The 23,335-nt window shown below is 59.2% G+C and carries 19 protein-coding genes; 7 read left to right on the top strand and 12 right to left on the bottom strand.

Annotation, left to right across the window (positions count from 1 at the left end):
• Positions 1-167: 167 nt before the first annotated feature.
• Positions 168-515 carry a DUF6176 family protein gene (locus B2W96_RS05435; protein WP_293009272.1) on the bottom strand — a complete coding sequence of 116 codons (348 nt, stop codon included), beginning with the start codon at positions 513-515 and terminating at the stop codon, positions 168-170.
• Positions 516-867: 352 nt separating this feature from the next.
• Here B2W96_RS05435 and B2W96_RS05430 point away from each other — a divergent pair, with 352 nt between their 5' ends.
• The gene (locus B2W96_RS05430) at positions 868-1,203 is read left to right on the top strand and encodes a hypothetical protein (protein WP_293009271.1); all 336 of its coding nucleotides are present in this window, start codon (positions 868-870) and stop codon (positions 1,201-1,203) included.
• A 71-nt stretch (positions 1,204-1,274) separates the two neighbouring features.
• On the opposite strand, the gene B2W96_RS05425 is transcribed toward B2W96_RS05430, so the two are convergent.
• The 3 genes from B2W96_RS05425 to B2W96_RS05415 form a co-directional block, all read right to left on the bottom strand.
• On the bottom strand, positions 1,275-2,660 hold the full coding sequence (locus B2W96_RS05425; protein WP_293009270.1) for a YfcC family protein: 1,386 nt from the start codon (positions 2,658-2,660) through the stop codon (positions 1,275-1,277).
• A gap of 29 nt (positions 2,661-2,689) precedes the next feature.
• Entirely contained in the window at positions 2,690-3,880 is a 1,191-nt protein-coding gene (locus B2W96_RS05420; RefSeq protein ID WP_293009269.1) for an amidohydrolase, read from the bottom strand.
• A gap of 294 nt (positions 3,881-4,174) precedes the next feature.
• Entirely contained in the window at positions 4,175-4,723 is a 549-nt protein-coding gene (locus tag B2W96_RS05415; RefSeq protein WP_293009268.1) for an ECF transporter S component, read from the bottom strand.
• A gap of 108 nt (positions 4,724-4,831) precedes the next feature.
• On the opposite strand from B2W96_RS05415, the gene B2W96_RS05410 reads away from it, so the two are divergent.
• Positions 4,832-6,244, top strand: a complete 1,413-nt coding sequence (locus B2W96_RS05410) for a PLP-dependent aminotransferase family protein (protein ID WP_293009267.1) — start codon at positions 4,832-4,834, stop codon at positions 6,242-6,244.
• A gap of 245 nt (positions 6,245-6,489) precedes the next feature.
• On the opposite strand, the gene B2W96_RS05405 is transcribed toward B2W96_RS05410, so the two are convergent.
• The 7 genes from B2W96_RS05405 to B2W96_RS05375 all read right to left on the bottom strand — a co-directional run bounded on the left by B2W96_RS05405 (position 6,490) and on the right by B2W96_RS05375 (position 16,287).
• Positions 6,490-7,746, bottom strand: coding sequence for an acetyl-CoA C-acetyltransferase (locus tag B2W96_RS05405; protein WP_293009266.1), 1,257 nt, complete (start codon positions 7,744-7,746; stop codon positions 6,490-6,492).
• 316 nt (positions 7,747-8,062) lie between these two features.
• Positions 8,063-9,037: a peptidylprolyl isomerase gene (locus tag B2W96_RS05400; RefSeq protein WP_293009265.1), complete on the bottom strand. Its 975-nt coding sequence runs from the start codon at positions 9,035-9,037 to the stop codon at positions 8,063-8,065.
• A gap of 39 nt (positions 9,038-9,076) precedes the next feature.
• Positions 9,077-9,754, bottom strand: coding sequence for a signal peptidase I (lepB, locus tag B2W96_RS05395; RefSeq protein ID WP_293009264.1), 678 nt, complete (start codon positions 9,752-9,754; stop codon positions 9,077-9,079).
• Positions 9,747-13,277, bottom strand: coding sequence for a transcription-repair coupling factor (gene mfd / locus B2W96_RS05390; protein WP_293009263.1), 3,531 nt, complete (start codon positions 13,275-13,277; stop codon positions 9,747-9,749). The genes lepB and mfd overlap by 8 nt, the downstream gene beginning before the upstream one ends.
• 55 nt (positions 13,278-13,332) lie before the next feature.
• The gene (gene pth, locus B2W96_RS05385) at positions 13,333-13,932 is read right to left on the bottom strand and encodes an aminoacyl-tRNA hydrolase (RefSeq protein ID WP_293009262.1); all 600 of its coding nucleotides are present in this window, start codon (positions 13,930-13,932) and stop codon (positions 13,333-13,335) included.
• A gap of 219 nt (positions 13,933-14,151) precedes the next feature.
• Positions 14,152-15,111 carry a ribose-phosphate pyrophosphokinase gene (locus B2W96_RS05380; RefSeq protein WP_293009261.1) on the bottom strand — a complete coding sequence of 320 codons (960 nt, stop codon included), beginning with the start codon at positions 15,109-15,111 and terminating at the stop codon, positions 14,152-14,154.
• A gap of 60 nt (positions 15,112-15,171) precedes the next feature.
• On the bottom strand, positions 15,172-16,287 hold the full coding sequence (locus tag B2W96_RS05375) for a DapH/DapD/GlmU-related protein (RefSeq protein WP_293009260.1): 1,116 nt from the start codon (positions 16,285-16,287) through the stop codon (positions 15,172-15,174).
• Between the two features lie 355 nt (positions 16,288-16,642).
• Here B2W96_RS05375 and B2W96_RS05370 point away from each other — a divergent pair, with 355 nt between their 5' ends.
• From B2W96_RS05370 to B2W96_RS05350, 5 genes are all read left to right on the top strand, one after another.
• Entirely contained in the window at positions 16,643-17,134 is a 492-nt protein-coding gene (locus tag B2W96_RS05370) for a tRNA (cytidine(34)-2'-O)-methyltransferase (protein WP_293009259.1), read from the top strand.
• Positions 17,135-17,242: 108 nt separating this feature from the next.
• Entirely contained in the window at positions 17,243-18,436 is a 1,194-nt protein-coding gene (locus tag B2W96_RS05365) for a phosphoglycerate kinase (protein ID WP_293009258.1), read from the top strand.
• 128 nt (positions 18,437-18,564) lie between these two features.
• Positions 18,565-19,338 carry a triose-phosphate isomerase gene (gene tpiA, locus B2W96_RS05360; RefSeq protein WP_293009257.1) on the top strand — a complete coding sequence of 258 codons (774 nt, stop codon included), beginning with the start codon at positions 18,565-18,567 and terminating at the stop codon, positions 19,336-19,338.
• A 113-nt stretch (positions 19,339-19,451) separates the two neighbouring features.
• A complete protein-coding gene (gpmI, locus tag B2W96_RS05355) occupies positions 19,452-20,969 on the top strand; it encodes a 2,3-bisphosphoglycerate-independent phosphoglycerate mutase (RefSeq protein ID WP_293009256.1) in 1,518 nt (505 codons plus the stop codon).
• Between the two features lie 106 nt (positions 20,970-21,075).
• Positions 21,076-21,801 (top strand): M23 family metallopeptidase, encoded by a 726-nt coding sequence (locus tag B2W96_RS05350; protein WP_293009255.1) that lies wholly within the window; start codon positions 21,076-21,078, stop codon positions 21,799-21,801.
• A 37-nt stretch (positions 21,802-21,838) separates the two neighbouring features.
• Here the strand turns inward: B2W96_RS05350 and B2W96_RS05345 are convergent, their stop codons facing one another.
• A complete protein-coding gene (locus B2W96_RS05345) occupies positions 21,839-23,218 on the bottom strand; it encodes an MATE family efflux transporter (protein WP_293009254.1) in 1,380 nt (459 codons plus the stop codon).
• Positions 23,219-23,335: the final 117 nt, after the last annotated feature.

The raw sequence follows: 23,335 nt of genomic DNA, 5'->3' as shown, positions 1-23,335 counted from the left end.
TTTTGAAGAACATATGTGAAAAACCTTGTTCACCACAAGGAACGAAGACTTGGAAAAGTATAAAAAGCGCGGCAGCCTGTAATTTCAAGAGCAAGGATTGACCTGGGGGCAGCCCTTGCGGGCCTGCGCAAGCCGCCCCGGCGCACCGGAATTTTAGTCAGGGCGTATCAGCTTTCTCCAAAGACGGACAGATCGCCCAGAATCAGCTCTGGTGCAATTTGCACGGCGCTTTCCACATCGATGCACTCGGCCATATATTCAAAGTGTTTCTTGTCCAACGGGTTGCCGCTTTGTGCCGCGACCTGATTCGCATATTGAAGATCATCGGCGAGAACAAACATGTAAATATAGCTGATGCCGCCCTCTTCACTCATAAAGTAGACCTCAAGGTGCTCTCGCTCGTTTTTAAGGGTTTCCTCGCCCTTTTCCTTGTTGGCCGTTAAAAAATCAATCCATTCGCGGGCAACGGCTTCCTTTCCCGCCTTGACTTTCGCTTTGAACAATACAGCATCCATGGTAGTTTCCTCCCGTCATTTTGGCGATTAGTTTTAACTAACTTCTATTATGGCACAGGATTCCGGAAGCTGTCAAGTAAAACGCACCCGGAGGCCGTACTTACGCAGGTGGGCTGAAGAAGAGGCTGAACAATCCCGTATTGAGGGCAAACAAACGCATCGGATAAAAATTTACCGCTCCGGGCAAATTTTCGGGCGGCGTCTGTCTCGTGTGGAGGATATCAAACGGGTGCTTATTGAATACACTGGGTTATGAAAGGAGTGTATGCCCGTGTTTGACAGGGTCGCAGCACCGCGTATAGACATTTATGACGGTATCACAAACGAATACTATGGAAGATCAATTTTTCCCGTGACCACAGAGATTGAAGACAATTTGCTTCAAATTGTAAATTATGAAGGTGCGCCCAGAGCAATGCTGTTTCAGGACGATACGTTTCTCCCGGCATCCGCCAGCTATGTTCCGCCGGGGCTTTTTGAAAAAGTCAGACGAAACGGGATTGTCCGCGCAACCTTTCGGGATGCAAATTCGCAGTTGTGGGTACCCGTAGAAATCCATATGAACTTTGACTCGCAGGTGCGGGGAAATTTACTGGGCGACCAATATCATTTTGACAGTGTTGTATATACCGATATCAATGTACGGGATGTAAAGGTCCTTCCTCAGGGAGCGAAGGATACCACGTAAAATAAATTTACTCCCGGGAGTCTGCTAAAAGGCAGGCTCCCGGGTGCGTTTACGCTGAGCATTGCGTTCTCTCAGGAAAAGTTGATTGCAAGGGCAATGGCCACCAGTGCCATTTGGGTCAGCAGCAGCAGCCCGAACAGGGGGACAAACCATTTCCACCATTTTTCCACCTTTACACCTGCAATGCCGCATACAATGGGGGCTGAAGCGGTGGGCCAGAGGATGTTGGACAGGCCATCGCCAAATTGGAAGGCCAGCACTGCCACCTGTCGGGGAATATTCAGAAGATCGGACAGGGGGGCCATGATGGGCATGCTGACCACCGCCTGGCCGGAGCCGGAGGGAATCACAAAGTTCAAAAGGGTCTGGACTAACAGCATGGCTTCTCCGGCCAGCCACCGGGGCAGGTAGGACAGGGGTATGGACATGCCGTACACCACGGTGTCGATAATGTTGCCCGCCTGAAGGACCATCAAAATGCCACGGGCAAGGCCGATCATCATGCAGGCCATGGCAATGTCCGTAAAGCTCTTGGCAATCAGGTCGGCGATTTTGTTGGGGGACCAGCCCATGATGGCGGCGCTGATGAGGCCCATCAGCAAAAACACAGCGGCCAGCTCTTCAAAATACCAGCCGTAGTCCTTGGTTCCGATGACAATAACCACGATGCCCGCAAGCAGCACCAGCAGCACCAGCTTTTCCCGCAGACCGAAGGCGTGGCTTTCCACGTTCTTATCCGCTTGAATGCCGCCGGATGCGCCGTACATCAAACTTTTGGTTGGGTCTGCCTGAATTTTCAGAGCATAACGCACTGTGTAGATTGAGGCAACCACAATCATGGAAAGGTGGCAGAAAATACGGAAGTCCCAGCCCGACATCACCTGCAAGCCCGCAATACTCTGGGCTGTGCCCACGGTAAAAGGATTCATAAACGCGCCGGAATAGCCCAGCCCCGTGCCAAGAGCCACAATGGCAAGCCCCACGATGGCGTCGTATCCCATAGCCAAAGCAATGCCGACGAAAATGGGGATAAAGGGGAACATCTCCTCAAACACCCCAATAGTGGAAGATGCAAAGCCGATCAGCGTGATAAAAATGGGGATGATCAGCGCCCGCAGCTTGCCTTTCAGAATCCGCAGCAACCCAGCCACCAGTCCGTTAAATGCGCCGGTGGAAATAATCAAGCCGATGGAGGCATAAGCGATAAACACAAAAAACAGCACGCCGCCCGCGTCAACAAAGCCGTTGTACACGCAGCGAAGCATTTCAAACAGCCCCACGGGAGAGCTTTCCACCGCGTGATAGGTTCCGGCGAGGATCAGTTTGCCGTTCCGTTCAAATTCCCCGGCGGGAAGAATCCATGTAAGAATTGTGCAGATGGCGATAATGCTCATCAGCAGTACGTAAATGTGGGGCATTTCCAGCCGCCGCTTCTTTTTTACCAGTGTCTCTCCCATAAATCAATTCTCCTTCTCCCAAATCATGTTCAGCCCTTTTGCTTCAGCGCCTGCTGAAAGTCGCTGCGCACGGCGGTGCGGAATGCTTCGTCGTTTAAGACCCGCAGGGCAAGCCCCGCCAGTGTGCAGGCACCCCGCTCCATGGCCCGGTGGGCGGCGGGCAGGAGCGTTGCGTCCCGCATTTTCTCTGTATGGAGGGCAAGGGGCTCGTCTGTAATGGAAATGAGGGGCTGGATAGAGGGACAGCGGTAGCTAACGTTGCCAAGGTCCGAAGACCCGGAGGGGGGGAGAATCTCTCCCACGGTTTCCCCGTTCTCCGCAAGCAGACGGGCCGTCTCTGCTTCAAGCGCGTTCACCCGCACCATGTCGTCAAAGTCCAGAAGGCCGGGGGTGAAGGTGACAGTGCAGTCCATAGCCATGGCCGCGCCCTCGGCGCAGCGGCGGACAATGCGATCCATCTCCGCCAGCTTGCCCCGGGAGTCTGTGCGGAACTCCAGCCGGATTTTCGCGTAGCCGGGGATGGTGTTGGGAAAGCTGCCCCCTTCCAGCAAAACGGCATTGAACCGCACGTCCCGGGTAAAACTCTCCCGCCGGGCGTCCACCAAATCCAAAAACTTCCGTGCCGCTGCCAGAGCGCTGGCGCCTGCCCAGGGACCGGCGACCGCGTGGGCTTCCCGTCCGTAAAACTCCGCCACATAGCACCGCAGGCTTAAAACGTCCATATCCGGGCAGGACACGCCGCCACTGAAGCTATGCATCATCACCGCCAGGTCCAGATCGTCGAATACACCGTCCGTGGCCATAGGAATTTTTGCCCCGTTTTCCTCCTCTGCCGGGGTGCCGATCACCTGCACCGTGCCGGAAAAGCTGTCCTTCAGCCGCACCATGGCAAGACCCGCCAGCACGGAAAGGGGACCATGGAGATTATGGCCACAGCCGTGGCCAATGACTGGTAAAGCATCGTACTCTGCCAAAAAGGCCACCTTTGGGCCCTCGCCGTTTTTCAGCGTGGCGCGATAGGCCGTGCCATATCCCAGCTTCTCTTGAAAAAAGGGATACTCCACTTCAAAGCCTGCCCGCTCCAGCAGCTTCGCCATGGCTGCGCTGGACTGCACCTCATGGTAGGGAAGCTCTGCGTAGTCAAAAAGCTGCCTGACAAGCTGCTGTGCGTCCTCCGCGTCTGCGCGGACCGCCGCCTGAATTTCCGATGGCTGGACCATGATCAATTTCCTCCCCGCAAAGATGATGTGGTTAAAATGTATTGGAATAAATGGTAACGCGCTAATGCTTTAGCTAGATAATAAGATATCACACGAAATTAAAAGGCGCAAGAGCATTCGTCTAATAATATGAACAAAAAATTGAAGTATTAAGAGAATTGCACTGTACACTGCCTCCAAAGCAAAGGCGCGGAACAGATGATATCTGTTCCGCGCCTGTTTTGATTTTTACTGCTTGCGCTTGCTATCGGATGCCGCCCTTTTGCCGCGCCCACGACTGAACCGTGGTGGGGCTTAGAGATTTGGGAACCTGCTTCGCACAAAGCCGCTTTTCCGCAGCGCCGCCGCCAGAAAAACGGAGACTGCAACGCCAAAGCCCGCCTGCACCAAATTGCCGAGGATTCCTGCGACAGCGCCGACCCAGCTTTGCAGCAGCAGCGCGTCGAACAGCCAGTAGCCCGCCACCATGGGAATCTCTCCCCCGAGGGCAGCGAAAATCATGCCACCGGTGCGGTTTCGCAAAGAGCGATACAAAAACCCGGAGGTCAAAGCCACCACGGATTTGATTACCAGCGTGGCGGGAACGTAGACCATGTAGCCGGACAGCGCGTCGGCCATGGCGGAGCCGATGCCCCCTGCCAGCGCACCTGCCCACGGACCCAGCAAAAAGGCCCCCAGCAGAACCACCGTGTCGCCCAGATTCAGATAGCCCCCCGTGGGAGAGGGGATGCGGATGACCATGGTGGCGGCGCAGGCCAGCGCGGCCAAAAGCGCGGCGGTGACAATGCTGCGGACACGTCTGTCCACGGCGGGAAAATGCTCCGTTCCAAACCCGTTTTCCATATTCTCTGACTCCCTCCGGTATCAATTGAGCTGATTATAGCTGGTGTATGGTATGATTAAAATACCCACATTTTAAAATTTCGATAAGTTCAGATGGAGGAAAAGTCAATGCTGACCTATTCGATGGAGGACCGGGGCGGCCTGACGCTGTATGAATATCTTTATCGCCGTATTCGGGAGGACATCCTTTCAGGTGCGCTGGCTGTGGGGGAGAAGCTTCCCTCCAAGCGGGCGCTGGCGGCGCATCTGGGTGTGTCGATTATCACGGTGGAGGGGGCATACCAGCAGCTTGAAGCGGAGGGCTATGTCTGCGCCCGACCGCGCAGCGGTTTTTTTGTGGTGCAGGTAGCCCGGAGTACCGTGCGGGGCGCGCTTCCGGCGCAGCCGACCACAGAGGATGTTCCTAGGGCGGACATGCCGCCGGAGTCGGAATGGAAGTTGGACCTGAAAACAAACCGGGTAGACGCTGCCCGGTTTCCGCTGGCGGCGTGGGCACGATTGACGCGTCAGGTGCTGGCGGAGGAAGGGGCGGCGATTCTCTCGCCCCTGCCCAATCAGGGGCTTCTGGCCCTGCGGAGGGCCATCTGCACAGACTTGCGGGACTATCGGGGCCTGCATGCCGCGCCGGAGCAGATCGTAGTGGGCGCGGGGGCGGAGTATCTTTACATCCTGCTGGCCCAGCTTCTGGGCCGGGACGCGGTGCTGGCGGTGGAGGACCCGGGCTATCAAAAAATTCGGCAGGTATATGAAAACAGCGGCGTGCGTTGCGTCCCGCTGCCGCTGGACGGAGAGGGAATGAACCCTGCCGCCCTGTGGACCTCCGGCGCACGGGCGGCACATCTGTCCCCGGCGCACCAGTACCCCACCGGGTTGGTAACGCCCATCCGGCGGCGGCAGGAGCTGCTGCACTGGGCGGAGGAGAAGGACGGCGTAATTATTGAGGACGACTATGACAGCGAGCTGCGCTTTACCGGGCGACCCATTCCGCCTCTGCAAAGCATTGACGGTGGGGGCCGGGTGGCGTACCTGAACACTTTTTCTCAGACCATCGCCCCGTCCATGCGGATGGGGTTTGCGGTGCTGCCGCCAAGACTTTTGGAGCAGTACCGCCAAAAGCTGGGGTTTTACGCCTGCACAGTTCCGGCGACAGAGCAGTTTGTGCTGGCCCGGTTTTTGGAGCAGGGGTACTACGAACGGCACCTCGCCCGGATGCGGACGGAGTACCGCTCCCGCCGTGCCGCAGTGCTGGAGGCATTCCGGCGCAGTCCTTTTGCTGGTCGGGTCCACATTGCGGAGCAGGGGGCGGGGCTTCACTTTTTACTGCGGCTGGATACAAACCGGAGCGACCAAGAACTGGACGCAAGGGCCCGGGCGATGGGCGTGCGGCTGGGCTTTTTATCGGAATACAGCCAGCGGCGAAAGGCGGAATTTGACCACACGCTGGTGGTAAATTATGCGGGGTTGGAGCGAGACCATCTACCGCAGGCCATGGCGCTTCTGGCGGAGATTTTCGCGGAGTGACGTGGCAATGGCTACCGCCCAGACAACATGCGGACGGCGCTTGCCGTGGTCCAACCTTTCCATTAGGCCCGATTTCCGCAGACGGCCCCGCGTCCGCTTCCGAAGCTTTACCTAAAGCACCCACGGAACTTACCGCCAAGTGAGAATAGTTCATGGCGGCAAAGCTGGAAAGGCAGACGCAAAAAGAGCAGGGCTGCGGCGTATCGCCGCAGCCCTGCTTGATGTAAACGCCTCAGCTTAAAAAATCAGCACTTCTCGAAGATGGTGGCAACGCCCATGCCGCCGCCGATGCACAGGGTGGCAAGGCCCTTCTTCGCGTCGTCCCGCTTCTTCATCTCGTGGAGCAGAGTGACGATGATCCGCGCGCCGGAAGCGCCCACGGGGTGGCCCAGAGAGATGGCGCCGCCGTTGACGTTGACCTTGCTCATGTCAAACTTCAGCTCGCGCGCCACGGCGATGGACTGGGCGGCGAAAGCCTCGTTGGCCTCAACCAGATCAATGTCCTCGATGGAAACGCCGGCCTTTTCCATGGCCTGACGGGAAGCGGGGACGGGGCCCACGCCCATGATCTTGGGATCCACGCCGCCCTGACCCCAGCCAATGAGCTTGGCCATGGGCTTCAGGCCGTATTTCTTCACAGCCTCGCCGGAGGCCAACACGATGGCGGCCGCGCCGTCGTTGATGCCGGAGGCGGAAGCGGCGGTGACGCGGGGAGTGCCCTTGTCGTCGGTTTCCTGCGCGCCGGTCAGCTCAAAGGTATGTACCACCTGGGGATTGGGGGACTCGGGCCCCACGGGGAAGGCGCCCTTCATCTTCACCACGCCCTCCATGGTGGTGCCGGCGCGGGGGAATTCGTCCTTCTTGAAGTCCACAAAGTCCTTCTTGACCTTCACGGGGACGGCGACAATCTCGTCGTCGAACTTGCCGGCGGCCTGCGCGGCTTCGCACTTCTGCTGGGAGGAGACGGAAAACTCGTCCTGCTCCTTGCGGGTAATGCCCCACACGTCGCAGATGTTCTCAGCGGTGGTGCCCATGTGGTAGTTGTTGTATGCGTCCCACAGGCCGTCCTTGATCATGGAGTCCACCAGCTTCTTGTCGCCCATGCGGGCGCCCCAGCGGGCATCGGGAGCCACGTAGGGAGCAGCGGACATGTTCTCCGTGCCGCCGCAGACCACCACGTCGGAGTCGCCGGCCAAAATGGAGCGTGCACCCTCGATGACAGACTTCATACCGGAGCCGCAGACCATGCCCACGGTGTAGGCGGGAACGGCATAGGGAATGCCGGACTTGACGGCTACCTGCCGGGCCACGTTCTGGCCCAGGCCTGCGGTAAGGATGCAGCCGAACATGACCTCATCCACCTGCTCGGGCTTTACGCCTGCGCGGTTTAGGGCTTCCTTAACCACGATGGCTCCAAGGTCGGCGGCGGGAACGCCCTTCAAGGCTCCGCCAAAAGAACCGATGGCTGTACGGCAGCAATTCACGACATAAAGTTCTTTCATGATGTTCCTCCATTTTTCAAATAAATTCTTGCGCGGCAAAAGCCGCTTTGGACATAGGGAAATTCCCCGGAAACGCGGCGGCGGAGGGGCGCGCCGGATAGCCCTGACATCTCCGTCAGGACCCTTCCGAAGAGCCCACTCCTAACTGCTGTTGACTTTATTATAGAGAAGATTTGCCTGTCCGTCAATGGTAAAAGAGGCACTTTCAAAATATTTGTTAAACTTTTGACAAAATCTCTTCCATTTTCGTCAAGGTGACGAAAATGGAAGAGATTTCAAAAAATTATTCTGTTTTATTCGCCGGGAAACCCGGCGTTCAGCTCTTAGCGGTCCTTGCTGCACTGAGATTTTTATAAAACGAAGCGGCGGTGAAGTCCTCATATTCTTTCGCCGAAACCACCTGCGTCCCCGCTGCCAGAGACTGAATATGAAAATCAAACCAAAGACCTGCCGCCGCATCCATATCCGTGGGCAAGAGCCGCAGCAGATACACGCCGCCCTCCGTCTCCACAGGGTTGCTCCACCGGCCCTGCTCCAGCCCCTTCAGTGCCTGCTCGGCGGCCGAGGGCAGCGTCCCGTCGCCCACGGCGGCGGTGACGGTGGAGTATACCCCGTCCTTCAGCGTCGCCGGGTCCTTGTCAGGGTCCTGTTCTAAGTCGGACAGGGCGGCAGCCGCCAAATCCGCGTTGGGGAATACCAGCACGTCGGCAGAGTAAACCCCGGCGGACGCGGCAAAGCTGCTGACGACTCCGTCGGCGGGAGACAGCTCGTTTTCTCCCGCCAGAGACAGGGCCCGGAGCTGCTCATAAAGATAATAGTCGGCGGTCAGAAGCTGTGCGCCTGCCCGGTCAAGGCCCATTTGCGTCAGAATATCCAGATACGCGTCCTCACCGCCGTATTCCGCGGCCTGCGCGGCCCAGTCCGAATCCATTGCGGCAAGATTTTCCGCCGTCAGCACGCAGCCCTGGGTCTGTGCCAAAGCCTCCACTGTGTCGTAAAACACTGTGGCCTCCAGTGCCTGCCGCTTCACATAGTCGTCCAAGGTCTGCCCGCCCGCGTCGGCGGACCAGTCCGGCTCGCCGCCCGCCTGCTCCGCCAGATAGTCGCAGTCGGCGGTCAGCCAGTAGAAATACCGCGCCGCCGGGACCTCCCGGCCGTCCACGGTCAAAAGCACCGCCTCCGGCGCAATGCCTGACGCCTCATAATAAAGGCCCGCCGGTTCCTCCGCTTTTTTGCCGCAGCCGCTCAGCAGTGTCATCACCGCAAGCAGGGCCGCAAACGCCCGTTTCATATGCCTGCTCCTTCCTCCCGGCGGAGCAGGCGGGCGCACTTAGCCCACCCGGCGCACGCCGAGCCACGTATTGCCCGGCCACAGGGAGACGACGGCCAGCGCCCGGGCGCGAATATTGGATGCGGGAACAAAGGGGTCCTGCCAGAAGCGGCTGTCCAAAGAGTCATCCCGATGGTCGCCCAGCAGGAAAACGCAGCCCTCCGGCACGGTGAAGCTGTCGGTTTCCCCGCGGGAATAGGTGATCCCCTTTACGGGAAGATAACGCTCTTCCAGTTCTGTGCCGTCAATCAGCACATTGCCGTCATAAAAGGAGACGGTTTCCCCCGGCAGGCCCACCACCCGCTTCACCAGCGTCTGGCCCAGCTCGTCGCTGTCAAAGAGAACAATATCCCCCCGTTCAGGCGCAGGGTCACCCAACGCATAGCTCAAATGCCAGCTCAGAAACACGGAGTGGGTGGGCAGGGTGGTTTCCATGGACCCGCTGGTGACAAAGCCCAAAAGGAAAATCCCCCGGAACAGCGCCAGCATCACAAATACGGTGATGAACAAGTATCCATAGTTGCGCAGAAATCTGCCAAAGGGAGTTCTGCCGCGCTCGTTGACGGGCTTCGTCCGCTTTTTCGCCTTTTCGGGCTTTTCCGTCATAGTGGGCTTCTCTGCCGCTTCGGACTTTTCCACCTTTTCAGGCAGCTCCTTCCGGTCCTTTTCCTCAGACATAGCCGTTCTCCTTTTCTTTCGTATCCTCCGCCGCAAGGCGCAGGTCCTCCACCAGCGCGGACGCTGTTTCCAGCACGTCCGCGCCTGGGCGCAATTGCAGGGTCAGCATGGGGATGTCCCCGGCGCTTAAGGTTAAAAGCCGCCGGTACTTCGGCAGGGCGCATACCGCCGCCAGTGCTTCCGGATGGAATACCCCCAGCTCCAGCCGCAGCCGTTCGCCCTTCTGGCTCAAATCCGTGACTCCGGCGGACTGCGCCGCCGCTCGCAGCAGCGCCACGTCCAGAAGTGCCAGCACGGGCTTTGGCGGGTCGCCGTAGCGGTCCATCAGTTCGTCCAAGAGTTCGCCGGAATCCTCCGGCGTGCGGATTGCGGCGATGCGGCGGTACAAATCCATCCGCTGCTCCGCCGAGGGGACATACCGTTCCGGCAGGTGGGCGTTCACCGTCAAGTCGGCAGAACATTCCGCCGCGCGGACAGGCTGCACGCCCTGCTCCTCCAGCACCGCCTCCTCCAAAAGCTTGAGATACATGTCGTAGCCAACGCTCATCATGTACCCGGACTGCTCCGGCCCCAGCAAATTGCCCGCGCCCCGGATTTCCAAATCCCGCATGGCGATTTTAAACCCGGAGCCGAACTCCACGTATTCCCGGATGGCGCCAAGGCGCTTTTCTGCCGTCTCCTGCAAAATTTTGCCCTGGCGGTAGGTGAGGTATGCATAGGCCCGCCGGGTGCTGCGGCCAATGCGTCCGCGAAGCTGGTGGAGCTGGGCAAGTCCCATCCGGTCCGCGTCCTCAATCACCAGTGTATTCACGTTTGAGATATCAATGCCTGTTTCGATGATGGTGGTGCACACCAGCATGTCCGCTTCGCCGTCCACCATCTGGCGCATCACATCGGACAGCTCACGCTCTGACATTTTCCCGTGGCCCACGGCAATGCGGACCTCCGGCCCCAAAAGCTTTTGCAGCCGCCCGGCGGTGGTGGAAATGGAGTCCACCCGGTTGTGGAGGTAGTAGACCTGCCCGCCCCGGCTCAGCTCCCGGCGGATGGCATCCGTCACGATCTGCCAGTCGTGCTCCAGCACATAGGTCTGCACCGGCTGGCGGTCGGCGGGCGGTTCCTCAATGGTGCTCATATCCCGCAGGCCCGACAGGGCCATGTTCAGCGTCCGGGGAATGGGGGTGGCGGAGAGGGTGAGGGTGTCCACCTGCTGGGCAAGCTCCCGCAGCCGCTCCTTATGGGTCACGCCGAAGCGCTGCTCCTCATCAATTACCAGAAGCCCCAGATTTTTAAACTGCATGGACTTTTGCAGCAGCTTGTGGGTGCCAATCAGCACATCCACGCCGCCGGTGCGGGCGGCCTCTAGAATGCGCTTTTGTTCCTTGGGGGAGGTAAACCGGGACAGGACCTCCACACTGACGGGAAAGCCCGCAAAGCGGCTCATGGCAGTGGCATAGTGCTGCTGGGCCAGAATGGTGGTGGGCACCAGAATCGCCGCCTGTTTTCCGTCCAGCACGCATTTCATCACGCCTCGCAAAGCCACCTCTGTCTTGCCATAGCCCACGTCGCCGCACAGCAGCCGCTCCATGGGCCGGGGCCGCTCCATGTCTGCCTTGATCTCCTCAATGGCCCGAAGCTGGTCGTCCGTTTCCGGATAGGGAAATGCGTCCTCAAATTCCTGCTGCCACGGGGAATCGGGCGAAAAGGCGAAGCCGGGCTGCTTTTGCCGCGCGGCGTATAGGGCGATCAGGCCCTTGGCAAGATCCTTTGCCGCCGCTTTAGCTTTGGATTTGGATCGGGCCCACTCCGTTCCGCCCAGCTTGTTCAGCCGGGCGCGTCCGTCGTCCTCGCCGCCGCCGATGTACTTGCTCACCTGATCCAGCGCCGTCACCGGTACGTACAGGCAGTCTCCGGCGGCGTAGTCGATTTTGATATAGTCCTTTTCCACGCCGTCTACGGGCATCCTCCGGATGCCCGAGAACCGGCCCACGCCGTGCTGGGCGTGAACCACCAGATCACCGGGAGAGAGGTCCGTAAAGGACTGAAGCTTCTGCCGTCCAGAGTCCTGCTTCAGCTTGCGCCGCTTCTGGGCGGCGGGGGCGAGCTGCCCCTCCGTCAGCACCGCGAGGCGAAGCTGGGGCCACTCGCTGCCCGCGTTCAGCGTTCCGGAAGTCAGGCGCACCTCGCCCGGGGCCGGCATGGCGGCGTTGCGCAGGTCCAGCGCGGCGGGAATGCTTCGGTCCTCCAGCAGCCGCAGTAAATTCTTTGCCCGGGCCTCGCCGCCGCAGAGAATCAAAACGCCGTACTGCGCCGCCCGGTAGTGATTTAAGTCCTCGGCTGCGGTTTCAAGGCTTCCGCCGTAGGAGGGAAGCTGCTTTGTGGTGAGGTTGATCAGCACCTTGGGGGGAATGGGATAGCGGGAGGTGGGCAGCGCCGTCTCCATCACGCAGGGAAAATCCGAAAGGCGGGAAAACAACTCCTCGGCGGTCATGTTGAGACGGGAGAACGCCCCCGCCAGAACGCCCGCCTCCATCAAAGCTTCCGTATCCTGCTTCGCCTGCAACACAAATCCCTTCACCCGTTCCTCCACACGGGCCGTCTCGCTGAAAAAGATCAACGAGTCCGGAGGGAGGTAGTCTAGCCCCCAGGCAGGTTCGGGGTACACGGCGGCAAGATATCGGTCCGCGCCGCTTAAAGAGGCCCCGTCCCGCAGACGGGCCGCATCCATCCGCAAAGACGACGCGGCGGGGGAGGACGGGTCCTTTTTCTCCAGCTTTTCCGCCTCCTTTTCAAGAGAGACGGCAAGACCTTCGATTCCGCCGTTTGCCTGATGGGGCAGTACCTCGGCGGCGGGAAGCAGCAGGGCGGATTTCACGTTTTTCACCCGCCGCTGACTTGCGGGGTCGAACAGACCCATGGAGTCAATCTCGTCGTCGAACAGCTCACAGCGTACCGGCTGGTCCATCAGGGGGGAGAACACATCCAGAATCCCACCCCGGACGGCAAACTGTCCCACGCCCTCCACCTGCTCACAGCGGGCGTAGCCTGCGGCGGTCAGTTCCTCGGAAAGTTTGTTTAAATCCAGCCGTCCGCCCACCTTCAGGGTCCGCGTGGCGGAGGACAGCAGCTTTTTCGGCTGGGTCCGGGCCATCAGGGCGTCTACCGTGGCAATGCAGACGGAAACGTGCCCGCGGGTCAGGGCGTACAGCGCGGCAAGCCGATTTTGCTCCCACGCGCGGGAAGCCACCGCCCCCGCCCGGAACTGCCACTCCCGGCCAAGCAGAACCACCGGCTCCGCTCCTGTTATGGCGCGCAAATCCCCCGCCAGCCGCCGGACCTCTTGCTCGTCGCCGCATAAAAAGACGGCGGGGCGGTCCATAGGCGCGGAAATGGCCGCGCCCACAAGGGCGCGGTGCGCGTTTTGAAGGCCGGAGACGGCCAAGGGGCTTCTGCCGCTTTCAAGGCTGGCCACGGCCTCCCGCAGCTCCGGAAGCTCATTCAGTTTTTTCAGGAGTTGTTCCATACACGTTCCTTTTTGACGCGCCTGCGGCGCAAGATTGGGCTTGACGCTCCGGCTTTCAGTTATAGAGATTCATGGCCTTTTGGCAGTCTCCCTGCCCGATGATGCATTCCGCCGCGTCAATAGCCCGACCGAATACTTCCAGCAGAACCTTCCGCTCGGCCTGAGAGGGGACGCCGATCACCCAGTCGATCATGTCCCGCTCCCCGGCGGTTCCGCCGGGGTCGCCAACGCCGATTTTTACACGGGGAAACTGATCGGTGCCAAGGTGAGAGATGATGCTCTTGATACCGTTGTGTCCGCCGGCAGAGCCGGAGGGACGCACCCGCAGTTTTCCAACGGGCAAAGACACGTCGTCGTAAATCACCAGCACCCGCTCGGGGGGGATTTTATAGAACCGGGCGGCCTCGCCCACGGCTTCGCCGGAGAGGTTCATAAAGGTCTGGGGCTTCATCACCAGAACCCGCGCCCCGCCAAAGTGCAGAATATTGTATGCGGACTTAAACTTCACCTTGTTCAGCTTAACCCCCTGCTTCTCTGCCAGCAGGTCCACGGTGAGAAAGCCCATATTGTGCCGGGTCTTGGCGTATTTTTCGCCGGGATTTCCAAGACCGGCCAAAATCCACTCCGCCCCGGAGGATTTGTTTCCAAACAACATGGCTTTATTTCCCTTTGCATTAGAATTTACCCCCGCTTGGGGCCATCCGTCTGTTTTTCGCCGCTCACCAAAGCGGGCCGCGGGGATTCGGCGTGCTTCTTTCCGTAAGTCCGCCATCCTAAAAGTGAAAAAAGGAAGGGGACTTTGGGTAGCTTCAATACACACAAGGCGGGAAGAACCTCTCCCCGCCCTGTGGATTCAGTTTCGCCGGGGCTCTCCTCAGCGGAACAGCTTGGAGATGGAAACTTCCTGATAGATACGCTCGATGGCCTCGGCAAACAGAGGCGCTACGGGAAGATACTTGATCCGCTCGGACTTGCCCGCGTCGATGGGAGCGATGGTATCAAGCAGGGCCACCTCAGAGATGACGCTGTTATTGATGCGCTCAATGGCGGGGCCGGAGAGAACGCCGTGGGTGGCGCAGGCGCACACGCTCTTCGCGCCGCCCACGTCGATCAGCGCCTGCGCGGCGTTGCACAAAGACCCGCCGGTATCCACCATGTCGTCGTAAATAATGCAGTCCATACCCCGGACGTCGCCGATGACGTTCATCACTTCGCAGCTGTTGGCCTTCTGGCGGCGCTTATCCACAATCGCCAGATTCATATGCAGCTTCTGGGCAAAGGCCCGTGCCCGGGCCACGCTGCCAACGTCGGGAGACACCACCATCATGTTCTCGCAGTTTGCGCCGAACTTCTTGGCGTAATAATCCACGAAAATGGGATTGCCCGCCAGATTGTCCACGGGAATATCGAAAAAGCCCTGAATCTGAGAGGCGTGCAAATCCATGGTCAGCACACGGTCCGCGCCGGCGGCGGTGAGCATGTTGGCCACCAGCTTCGCGGTGATGGGGTCCCGGGCCTTGGCCTTGCGGTCCTGCCGGGCATAGCCGTAGTAGGGCATCACGGCGGTGATGCGTCCGGCGGAGGCGCGCTTGAGCGCGTCGATCATAATGAGCAGCTCCATGAGATTGCTGTTGACGGGGGAAGAGGTGGACTGGACCACGAACACGTCGCTGCCTCGGACCGTCTCATACAGAGAGACAAAAATCTCGCCGTCGGAAAAGGTACCCACCTCCGACTCGCCCAGTTTGGTCCCCATAAATTTGCAGATATCCGCCGCGAGATGGGGATTGGAGTTGCCGCAGAATACCTTGACGTCCTTGCCGTGAGAAATCATAACAACGCCCTCTTTCTTATGTAGTAAGTATATTGTAAAAAATTATACCCGATTATACGCTTATTTACCGTGCATTTTCCGCCGACGTGCGGCCCAGCCGTCCTTGTTTTCCTGCTGCACCCGGGCAACGGCCAGCGCGTCGTCGGGCACGTCCTTGGTGATGGTGGCGCCCGCCGCGATGTAGCTGCCCTTTCCCACGCGCACCGGAGCCACCAGATTGGTGTTGCAGCCGATAAAGGAATCATCCCCGATGGTGCAGCGGTATTTGTGGAACCCGTCGTAATTAGTGGTGACGGTGCCGCAGCCGAAGTTGACCCGCTGGCCCACGTCGCTGTCGCCCACGTAGGTGAGATGGGAAATTTTTGTTCCGTCGCCGATAACGGAATTTTTGACCTCTACAAAGTCGCCCACCTTTACACCGTCTCCAATGGCGGAGCCGGGGCGAACGTAGGCAAATGGTCCCACATGGGTTCCGCTGCCAACAGAGGATTCAAAAATTTGCGAGGCGTTGATCTCCGTCCCGTCTCCCACGGTGCACTCCCGCACCACGGAATTGGGACCAATCACGCAGTCCCGGCCGATGACGGTGTTCCCCCGCAAAATGGTTCCGGGCAGGAGAAAGCTCCCCCGGCCGATCTCCACCCGGGGGTCAATATACACGGCGGTGGGATCCAGCATCCGCACGCCGCCTGCAAGGTGCCGCCCCACGACCTCGTTCCGCAGGTGCGGCTCCACATTTTGAATGTCCTCGTCAGAGTTGAGGGAAATCCAGCCCTTCTCGCCGTCCACATTCTGCAAGAAAATGGTGGCGGCGGATTTCCAGCCCTCCGCCAAGGCGGAGCCTTCGGCGGAATAGACGTATCCCTCGCCAGCACGGGACGCGGGAATCACCGGCCGGGGCACCACAATCACCCGCTCTGCGCCGGACACAAAGTCCAGCAGGGGCGGATGTGCGTCCGACAGCTCCACATCCGCCTCCGGCGGGAAGCAGGCCCGGGCTTTTTCGGCATACTCCGCCCCGCAGACAACAAAAAACCGCTCTACGCCGTCGCCTTCCAGCTTGCGGGCCACCCACGACAGGATGGGGCAAAACAGAATGTCTTTCAGCATCAGCGGTTCTCTCTGCTCCGGGTCCGGGGAAGCCGTCAGGAAAATAACTGCGCGTTTTTGATCCATCGGTATCCTCTCCCTGAGAAAAATCCGGCGGCGCAAGCGCCCCGCCGGTCACCGCGGCCTCCGCCGCAGGATTGGTTGCAAAGACATTATAGCAAAGATTTAAGGAAAATCCAGTGTTTGTAGGTAAATTGTTTCAGAAAATTCTGGTTCTCTTTCGGCAAAACAACCATTTTGCAAAAAATATGTTGAAATTTAACAGTTTTTTAAAGCGTCGGACCGTGACTTCGGCATTTCGCAGAATTTCTCATGGGATTGCAGTTGTTTTCTCTAAAAAATCGGTTTTTTCCCATAAAGAGGTTGAATTTGCGCGGGTTATGGATTACAATTGACCCGTTCATGCAAATGGAGGGATTCGATGCTCAATGTGGTTCTGGTAGAACCTGAAATTCCGCAGAATTGCGGAAATGTGGCCCGCACCTGCGCCGCAACCGGCGCGCGTCTCCACCTGATCCGCCCGCTGGGGTTTGACATCTCGGACAAGGCCGTGAAGCGGGCAGGGCTGGATTACTGGCATCTGGTGGAGGTTTTTGACTACGAAAATCTGGACGACTTTTTTTGCCGCAATCCTGACGCAAGGGATATCTGGCTTACCACCACAAAGGCGCCCCGCTCCTATGCCGAGGCCGAGTTTCGAGACGGCTGCTGGCTGTTTTTCGGAAAGGAGACGGCGGGCCTGCCGGAGGACTTCCGCAAGGCACATCGAGAGCGCTGCATCCGTCTTCCCATGCGGGAGGAGGCCCGAAGCCTGAACCTGAGCAATACCGTGGCGGTGTGCGTGTATGAAGCGCTGCGCCAAACCGGCTTTTCCGGCCTTGCGGGGGAGGGAGAGATGGCGCAACCGCGCTGACGCCCCGGGTTTTTGCCCGCCTGAGGGGAATGGCCCGCGCCGCCTGCGGATTTGAGAGGTTTTGTGCCCCGCCGGTTGGACGGGCGACATTGAGAGGGAGGATGCTTTATGAACTACAATAAGAAAACCGTCAGGGACGTGGATGTAAGAGACAAGAAGGTTTTGCTGCGGTGCGATTTTAATGTGCCGCTGGATAAAGCCACCGGTGCAATCACCAGCGACAAGCGCATTACGGCGGCGCTGCCCACCATTCAATATCTGCTTGAAAACGGCGCGGCGGTCATCGCCTGCTCTCACATGGGAAAACCCAAGGGAGAGCGGAAAATGGAGCTGAGTCTGGCCCCCGTTGCGAAGCGGCTGGGGGAGCTATTGGGCAGGGAAGTAATATTTGCCGCCGACACTGTGGGTCCCGACGCGAAGGCAAAGGCCGAAGCGCTGAAGCCCGGCGAGGTGCTGCTGCTGGAAAACACCCGGTTTGAGTCGGGAGAGACGAAAAACGACCCGGAGCTTGCAAAGGATCTGGCCTCCATGGCGGAGCTGTTTGTGTCCGACGCGTTTGGCTCCGTTCATCGGGCCCACGCCTCCACCGTGGGTGTGGCGGAGTTTCTCCCCGCCGTGTCCGGCTTTTTGGTGGCACGGGAGCTGGAGGTGATGGGCAAGGCGCTGGACGACCCCAAGCGGCCCTTTGTGGCGGTTTTGGGCGGAGCCAAGGTTTCGGATAAAATTAACGTCATCGGAAACCTTTTGAACAAGGCCGACACCGTGATGATCGGCGGCGGCATGGCCTATACCTTTATAAAGGCACAGGGCGGCTCTATTGGAACATCTCTTCTGGAAGAAGATAAGCAGGCGCTGGCGCTTGAGACGCTGGCCGCCGCCCGGGAAAAGGGCGTGAAGCTTCTTCTGCCGGTGGATACGCTGGCGGCGAAGGAATTTTCCGCCGACGCGCAGCCCGTTGCCATGGACGTCACCGCCATTCCCGAGGATATGATGGGCCTTGATATCGGCCCGAAGACCGTGGAACTCTTCTGCGGCGCGCTTGCAGGCGCGGGCACCGTTGTGTGGAACGGCCCTATGGGCGTGTTTGAGTTCGACGCGTTTGCCGGGGGCACCCGCGCCATGGCCCGGGCAATCGCGGAAAGCGGCGCGGTAAGCATCGTGGGCGGCGGAGACAGCGCCGCAGCGGTGGAGCAGATGGGCTATGCCGACAGAATTACACATATCTCCACGGGGGGCGGGGCCTCTCTGGAATTTTTAGAGGGCAAAGAGCTGCCCGGCGTGGCCTGCCTGCAAGACAGATAAATGTTCAGGCCCGCCTTGCCCGGTCCGGGTTCCTCCGGCCTTCCGTCAGCCTTGAAGCTGCCTTTCCCCGCCGGGCGTTTCTCCATGCTTGTGGAATAACCGAAACATACAGAAAAGGAAGTATCGCTATGAATCGTCGCTACCGTAAAACCGTAATCGCCGGCAACTGGAAAATGAACATGACCGCCACTGAGACGAAGAAGTTTGCCGAGGAAATGAAGAAAATTATGCCCAGAGCCAAATGGTGCGACACGTTGATCTGCGTCCCCGCCTGCAACATTTCAGCGGCCTTGCGGGCGTTTAAGGACCTGCGGATTTCCGTGGGTGCGGAAAATGTCTATTTTGAGGAAAAGGGCGCCTACACCGGGGAAATTTCCGCCGGTATGCTGCGGGATTTGGGCGTGAAGTACGTAATTGTGGGCCACAGCGAGCGGCGGGAGAAGTTCGGAGAGACGGACGCAGGCGTAAACAAAAAGGTCCATGCCGTGCTTGCCGAGGGCATGAGCCCTATTATCTGCGTAGGAGAGAGCCTGGAGCAGCGGGAGATGGGTGTGACAAACGAGTGGGTGACGCTTCAGGTGAAAAGCGCGCTGCACGGCGTTCCCGCCGATAAGCTGCGCCGGTGTATCGTGGCCTACGAGCCCATCTGGGCCATTGGCACCGGAAAAACCGCCACGACAGAGCAGGCGGGCGAGGTGTGCGGCAATATCCGCGCCACCATCCGCGCGCTTTACGGGGCGCGGGTCGCCCGGTCCGTTACCATTCAATACGGAGGGTCTATGACCCCCCAGAACGCGGCGGAGCTGCTGGCCCAGCCCGACATCGACGGCGGGCTGATCGGCGGCGCATCCCTGAAGCCGGAGCAGTTTGTGGAGATTGTCAACGCAGCCAATCAGGATTAAGCCGCACCGCGTGTTTCTTTGCCGCAATTTTTCGGTGGGGAAGCGGGGCGCGTCCCCCCATGTGGCCGGGCCGGGGTCCGGAACCATCGGCTGAGTCAGAAAGAGGTACTTTTATGAATAAAACTCCCACAACGCTGATTATTATGGACGGCTACGGCTTGTCCGACAGTCAGCGGGGAAACGCGGTGCGGGCGGCGAAAACGCCCTGCCTCGATCAGTTTTTTAAGGAATTTCCCCATACTACCCTCTCCGCCTCCGGGCTGGACGTGGGTCTGCCCGCCGGGCAGATGGGCAACAGCGAGGTGGGCCACACCAACATCGGCGGCGGTCGGGTGGTGTTTCAGGACCTGCCCCGGCTGAACAACGCCGTGGCCGACGGCTCGTTTTTTGAAAATCCAGCCTATCTTCATGCGATGAATGCCTGTGCAGAAAAGGGGACGGCCCTGCACCTGATGGGCCTTTTGTCCGACGGCGGCGTGCATTCCCACATCGACCACCTCTTTGCCCTTTTGAAGCTGGCGAAGGAGAAGGGCCTTGAAAAGGTCTATATCCACGCGTTTTTGGACGGACGGGACACCTCCCCCCAGTCGGGCGCGGAGTTTGTGGCCCGGACCGTGGAAAAGTGCCGCATGCTTGGCGTTGGGAAAATTGCCACCGTCATGGGCCGCTACTATGCGATGGACCGGGACAAACGCTGGGACCGGGTGGAGCAGGCGTATGACGCCATGGTATACGGCGAGGGCGTGGAAACCAATCCCGATGCCGTGGCCGCGGTGCGGGAGTCGTATGAAAAGGGCGTGACGGACGAATTTGTGGAGCCGGTGGTCTGCGACGAGGCGGGTACCGTGGGTGACAACGACAGCGTGATTTTCTTTAACTACCGTCCTGACCGGGCGCGGGAGCTGACCCGCGCGCTGGTGGACCCCGCGTTTGACGGCTTCACCCACCAGTATTTCCCCGTGACCTTTGTGTGCACCACGGAGTATGACGCCTCCATGCCCAATGTGGAGGTGGCGTTTCCCCGGCTGAGCGTGCGCAACGGGCTGGGAGAGTATCTCAGTACGCTGGGGATGACCCAGCTTCGCATCGCGGAGACGGAGAAGTATGCCCATGTGACTTTCTTCTTTAACGGTGGAACCGAGACGGTGTTCCCCGGAGAGGACCGGGTGCTGGTGGCCTCTCCGAAGGTACCCACCTATGACCTTCAGCCCGAGATGAGCGCCGCAGAGGTTTGCGAGAAGTGCGTGGAGCGCATTGAGTCCGGGGCGTACGACGTGATTGTTCTGAACTTTGCAAACTGCGACATGGTGGGCCACACTGGCATGCTCGACGCGGCGGTGAAGGCCGTGGAGACTGTGGACGAGTGCGTGGGCAAGGTGGTGAATGCCACGCTGAAAATGGGCGGTATCGCCATGATCACCGCCGACCACGGCAACGCAGAGGAGCTGGAGCAGCCGGACGGCAGCCCCTTCACCGCCCACACCACCAATCCGGTGCCTTTTATCCTGTGCGGCGCAGGCAGCGAGCTGCGCCGTGGCGGAAAGCTGGCGGACATTGCTCCCACGATTCTGGACGTGATGGGTCTTGCTTGTCCCGAAGAGATGACGGGCGAGACGCTGATTATAAAATAAAGTAAAAAACGCAGGTACGCAAAAATTTTTGCGTACCTGCGTTTGTGTATAGTTTTTCCTTTCTTTGGACATACTGCGGGTAAACCAATGGAAAGGACGGTTTTCTATGAACAAACCCAATATGCCGAAAACGGTGCTGGGCGGAGCAGGCTTCTACATAGTCCTGCTCTTGAGCCTGGCGATTGTGGGAGCTTCGGGCTATGCCATTTTGTTTCACGGCGGCAGCACGGCGAGGGAGGATCCGGATGCGTCCAACGCCGCGCCGGACGCGGACCTCTTTGACGATCTGGATCCCAACGGGCCATCGCTGGAAATTCTGGAACCGGAGACGCTGAAGGTGCCGGATCAGGGTGTTACGGTACAGGCGCCGGTGCAGATGCCCTCTGTGGAGGTGGACGACACGCCGGTGAAGCCCACCGCCCCCAGCCTTATCGTCTGGCCCCTGCGGGGCGCGGTGGTGTCGGCCTTTAGTGTGGATGCGCTGAGCTATGATGAAACCATGGGTGACTGGCGGACTCACGCGGGCGTGGATCTGGCTGCCGAGGTGGGGACTCAGGTGATGGCTGCCAGTGCCGGAAAGGTAACCTCCGTGGAGGACAATCCCCTGATGGGGACCACCGTGGTGATCGAGCACGACGGCGGTTATGTGACCACCTATGCCAATTTGCAGACTGTACCCGCCGTCAAGGCCGGAGATACGGTTTCCGCCGGTCAGATTATCGGAGCGGTGGGCTCCACCGCCATTGCGGAAGCCGCCCTGCCCCCTCATTTGCACTTTGCGGTGGAAAAGGACGGAGACGCAGTGAACCCCCAGACATTTTTAGAGGACTGAAAAAAAGGCGCGCCGTCAGGCGCGCCTTTTTTGTTTTTCAGGACTGCTTGTCCGGAAGAATGGTAATGTGTTTGTGGTAGGTCCAGCGGAAAAAGGCAAGGGACAGAGCAAAAGCCGCGATCTCGGCGATGGGGAAGGCCCACCAGATCAGCTCCAGCTCTCCTTGCAGACTTAGCAGCCACGCTGCGGGCAGCAGCAAAATTAGCTGACGAGTGAGAGAAACGAGCATGCTGAGAAAGCTGTTGCCAAGGGCCTGAAACATTCCGCTGCAAGCGATGCCCACGGCGGCCATGGGAAAGGTAAGGCTGATAATCCGCAGCGCGGGCGTACCAATCGCCAGCATTTCCTCCGAAGCGTCAAACAGCGCCAGCAGTTCTCCCGGGAACAGACAGAACAGCAGCGTTCCGGCCACCATGATGCATGCCGCCGTGGCAAGGCTTATTTTAAACGCCTGCAAAATGCGATGCTTGTTTTGTGCGCCATAGTTATAGGCCACAATGGGAATCATGCCGTTGTTCAGGCCGAACACCGGCATAAAGACAAAGCTCTGGAGCTTAAAATATGCGCCGAATACGGAAGCTGCGGTGGTGGTAAAGGGAATCAGGATGCGATTCATCCCGTAGACCATGACGGAGCCGATGGCCTGCATAATGATGGAAGGCACGCCGATGAGATAGATGTCCCGAATCAGCTCGCCGCTGGGGCGAAAGCCCTTAAACCGCAGGGGAACCTCCGGGTTTTTGGTGAGGCAGAAGAACAGGGAAAGCGCCATGCCGCACAATTGGCCGAAAACCGTGGCCACCGCCGCACCCGTCACGCCCATCCGGGGCGCGCCCAGCAGACCGAAAATCAGGATGGGGTCCAAAATGATGTTGATAATGGCCCCGAGTCCCTGAGTAAACATGGTGTAAAGCGTCCGGCCCGTAGACTGGAGCAGGCGCTCAAAGGTAATGCCGAAAAACAGGCCGAAGGACCCGCAGGCGCAAATGGTGAGATAGGAAATCCCGCCTGCGACAATCTCCTCCACATTGGTCTGGGACCGGAAAAAGGGCGCGGAGCCGAAAGCTCCGACAAAAATGAACAGAAGGGAGCTGACCGCCGCGAGGAACACGCCGTTCAGCGCCACCTTTTTCACCCGTTTTAAATCCCCCGCGCCCAGCGCCCGGCTCAGCAGCGCGTTGATGCCCACGGCGGTGCCGGTGGACACGGCAATCATCAGTATCTGAATCGGGAAGGCCAGAGAAACCGCGGTAAAAGCGTTTTCCGACACGCGGGCCACAAAAAAGGCGTCCACCACGTTGTACAGCGCCTGCACCAGCATAGAAACCATCATGGGCAGGGACATATTGAATACCAGCTTGCCGACGGGCATAACGCCCATTTTGTTTTCGGCGGGTTTGTGCATGTTTTCTTCCATTGAGTACTCTCTTTCTCCATATTGAAAAAACCGCCCCGCAGGGGCGGGCGGCCCATCGGGGCCGAGGGATGGCAGCGCGCCGGAACGGCAGACCGCCGCCCTACGAAAAACGGCGCG

This window comes from Oscillibacter sp. UBA6647 (assembly GCA_002455655.1).
Taxonomy (GTDB): Bacteria; Bacillota; Clostridia; order Oscillospirales; family Oscillospiraceae; genus Oscillibacter.
The sequence above is the reverse complement of the archived record's forward strand: the minus strand, read 5'-3'. Positions and strand labels throughout refer to the sequence as shown.

Excerpts from the sequence above, each read along its gene's own strand:
- B2W96_RS05370 (WP_293009259.1), top strand. The coding sequence starts at position 16,643 with ATGCTCAATGTGGTTCTGGTAGAACCTGAAATTCCGCAGAATTGCGGA.
- B2W96_RS05350 (WP_293009255.1), top strand. The coding sequence starts at position 21,076 with ATGAACAAACCCAATATGCCGAAAACGGTGCTGGGCGGAGCAGGCTTC.
- B2W96_RS05375 (WP_293009260.1), bottom strand. The coding sequence starts at position 16,287 with ATGGATCAAAAACGCGCAGTTATTTTCCTGACGGCTTCCCCGGACCCG.
- B2W96_RS05415 (WP_293009268.1), bottom strand. The coding sequence starts at position 4,723 with ATGGAAAACGGGTTTGGAACGGAGCATTTTCCCGCCGTGGACAGACGT.
- pth (WP_293009262.1), bottom strand. The coding sequence starts at position 13,932 with ATGTTGTTTGGAAACAAATCCTCCGGGGCGGAGTGGATTTTGGCCGGT.
- gpmI (WP_293009256.1), top strand. The coding sequence starts at position 19,452 with ATGAATAAAACTCCCACAACGCTGATTATTATGGACGGCTACGGCTTG.
- B2W96_RS05410 (WP_293009267.1), top strand. The coding sequence starts at position 4,832 with ATGCTGACCTATTCGATGGAGGACCGGGGCGGCCTGACGCTGTATGAA.
- tpiA (WP_293009257.1), top strand. The coding sequence starts at position 18,565 with ATGAATCGTCGCTACCGTAAAACCGTAATCGCCGGCAACTGGAAAATG.
- B2W96_RS05435 (WP_293009272.1), bottom strand. The coding sequence starts at position 515 with ATGGATGCTGTATTGTTCAAAGCGAAAGTCAAGGCGGGAAAGGAAGCC.
- B2W96_RS05380 (WP_293009261.1), bottom strand. The coding sequence starts at position 15,111 with ATGATTTCTCACGGCAAGGACGTCAAGGTATTCTGCGGCAACTCCAAT.
- B2W96_RS05345 (WP_293009254.1), bottom strand. The coding sequence starts at position 23,218 with ATGGAAGAAAACATGCACAAACCCGCCGAAAACAAAATGGGCGTTATG.
- B2W96_RS05425 (WP_293009270.1), bottom strand. The coding sequence starts at position 2,660 with ATGGGAGAGACACTGGTAAAAAAGAAGCGGCGGCTGGAAATGCCCCAC.
- mfd (WP_293009263.1), bottom strand. The coding sequence starts at position 13,277 with ATGGAACAACTCCTGAAAAAACTGAATGAGCTTCCGGAGCTGCGGGAG.
- B2W96_RS05405 (WP_293009266.1), bottom strand. The coding sequence starts at position 7,746 with ATGAAAGAACTTTATGTCGTGAATTGCTGCCGTACAGCCATCGGTTCT.
- B2W96_RS05400 (WP_293009265.1), bottom strand. The coding sequence starts at position 9,037 with ATGAAACGGGCGTTTGCGGCCCTGCTTGCGGTGATGACACTGCTGAGC.
- lepB (WP_293009264.1), bottom strand. The coding sequence starts at position 9,754 with ATGTCTGAGGAAAAGGACCGGAAGGAGCTGCCTGAAAAGGTGGAAAAG.
- B2W96_RS05365 (WP_293009258.1), top strand. The coding sequence starts at position 17,243 with ATGAACTACAATAAGAAAACCGTCAGGGACGTGGATGTAAGAGACAAG.
- B2W96_RS05420 (WP_293009269.1), bottom strand. The coding sequence starts at position 3,880 with ATGGTCCAGCCATCGGAAATTCAGGCGGCGGTCCGCGCAGACGCGGAG.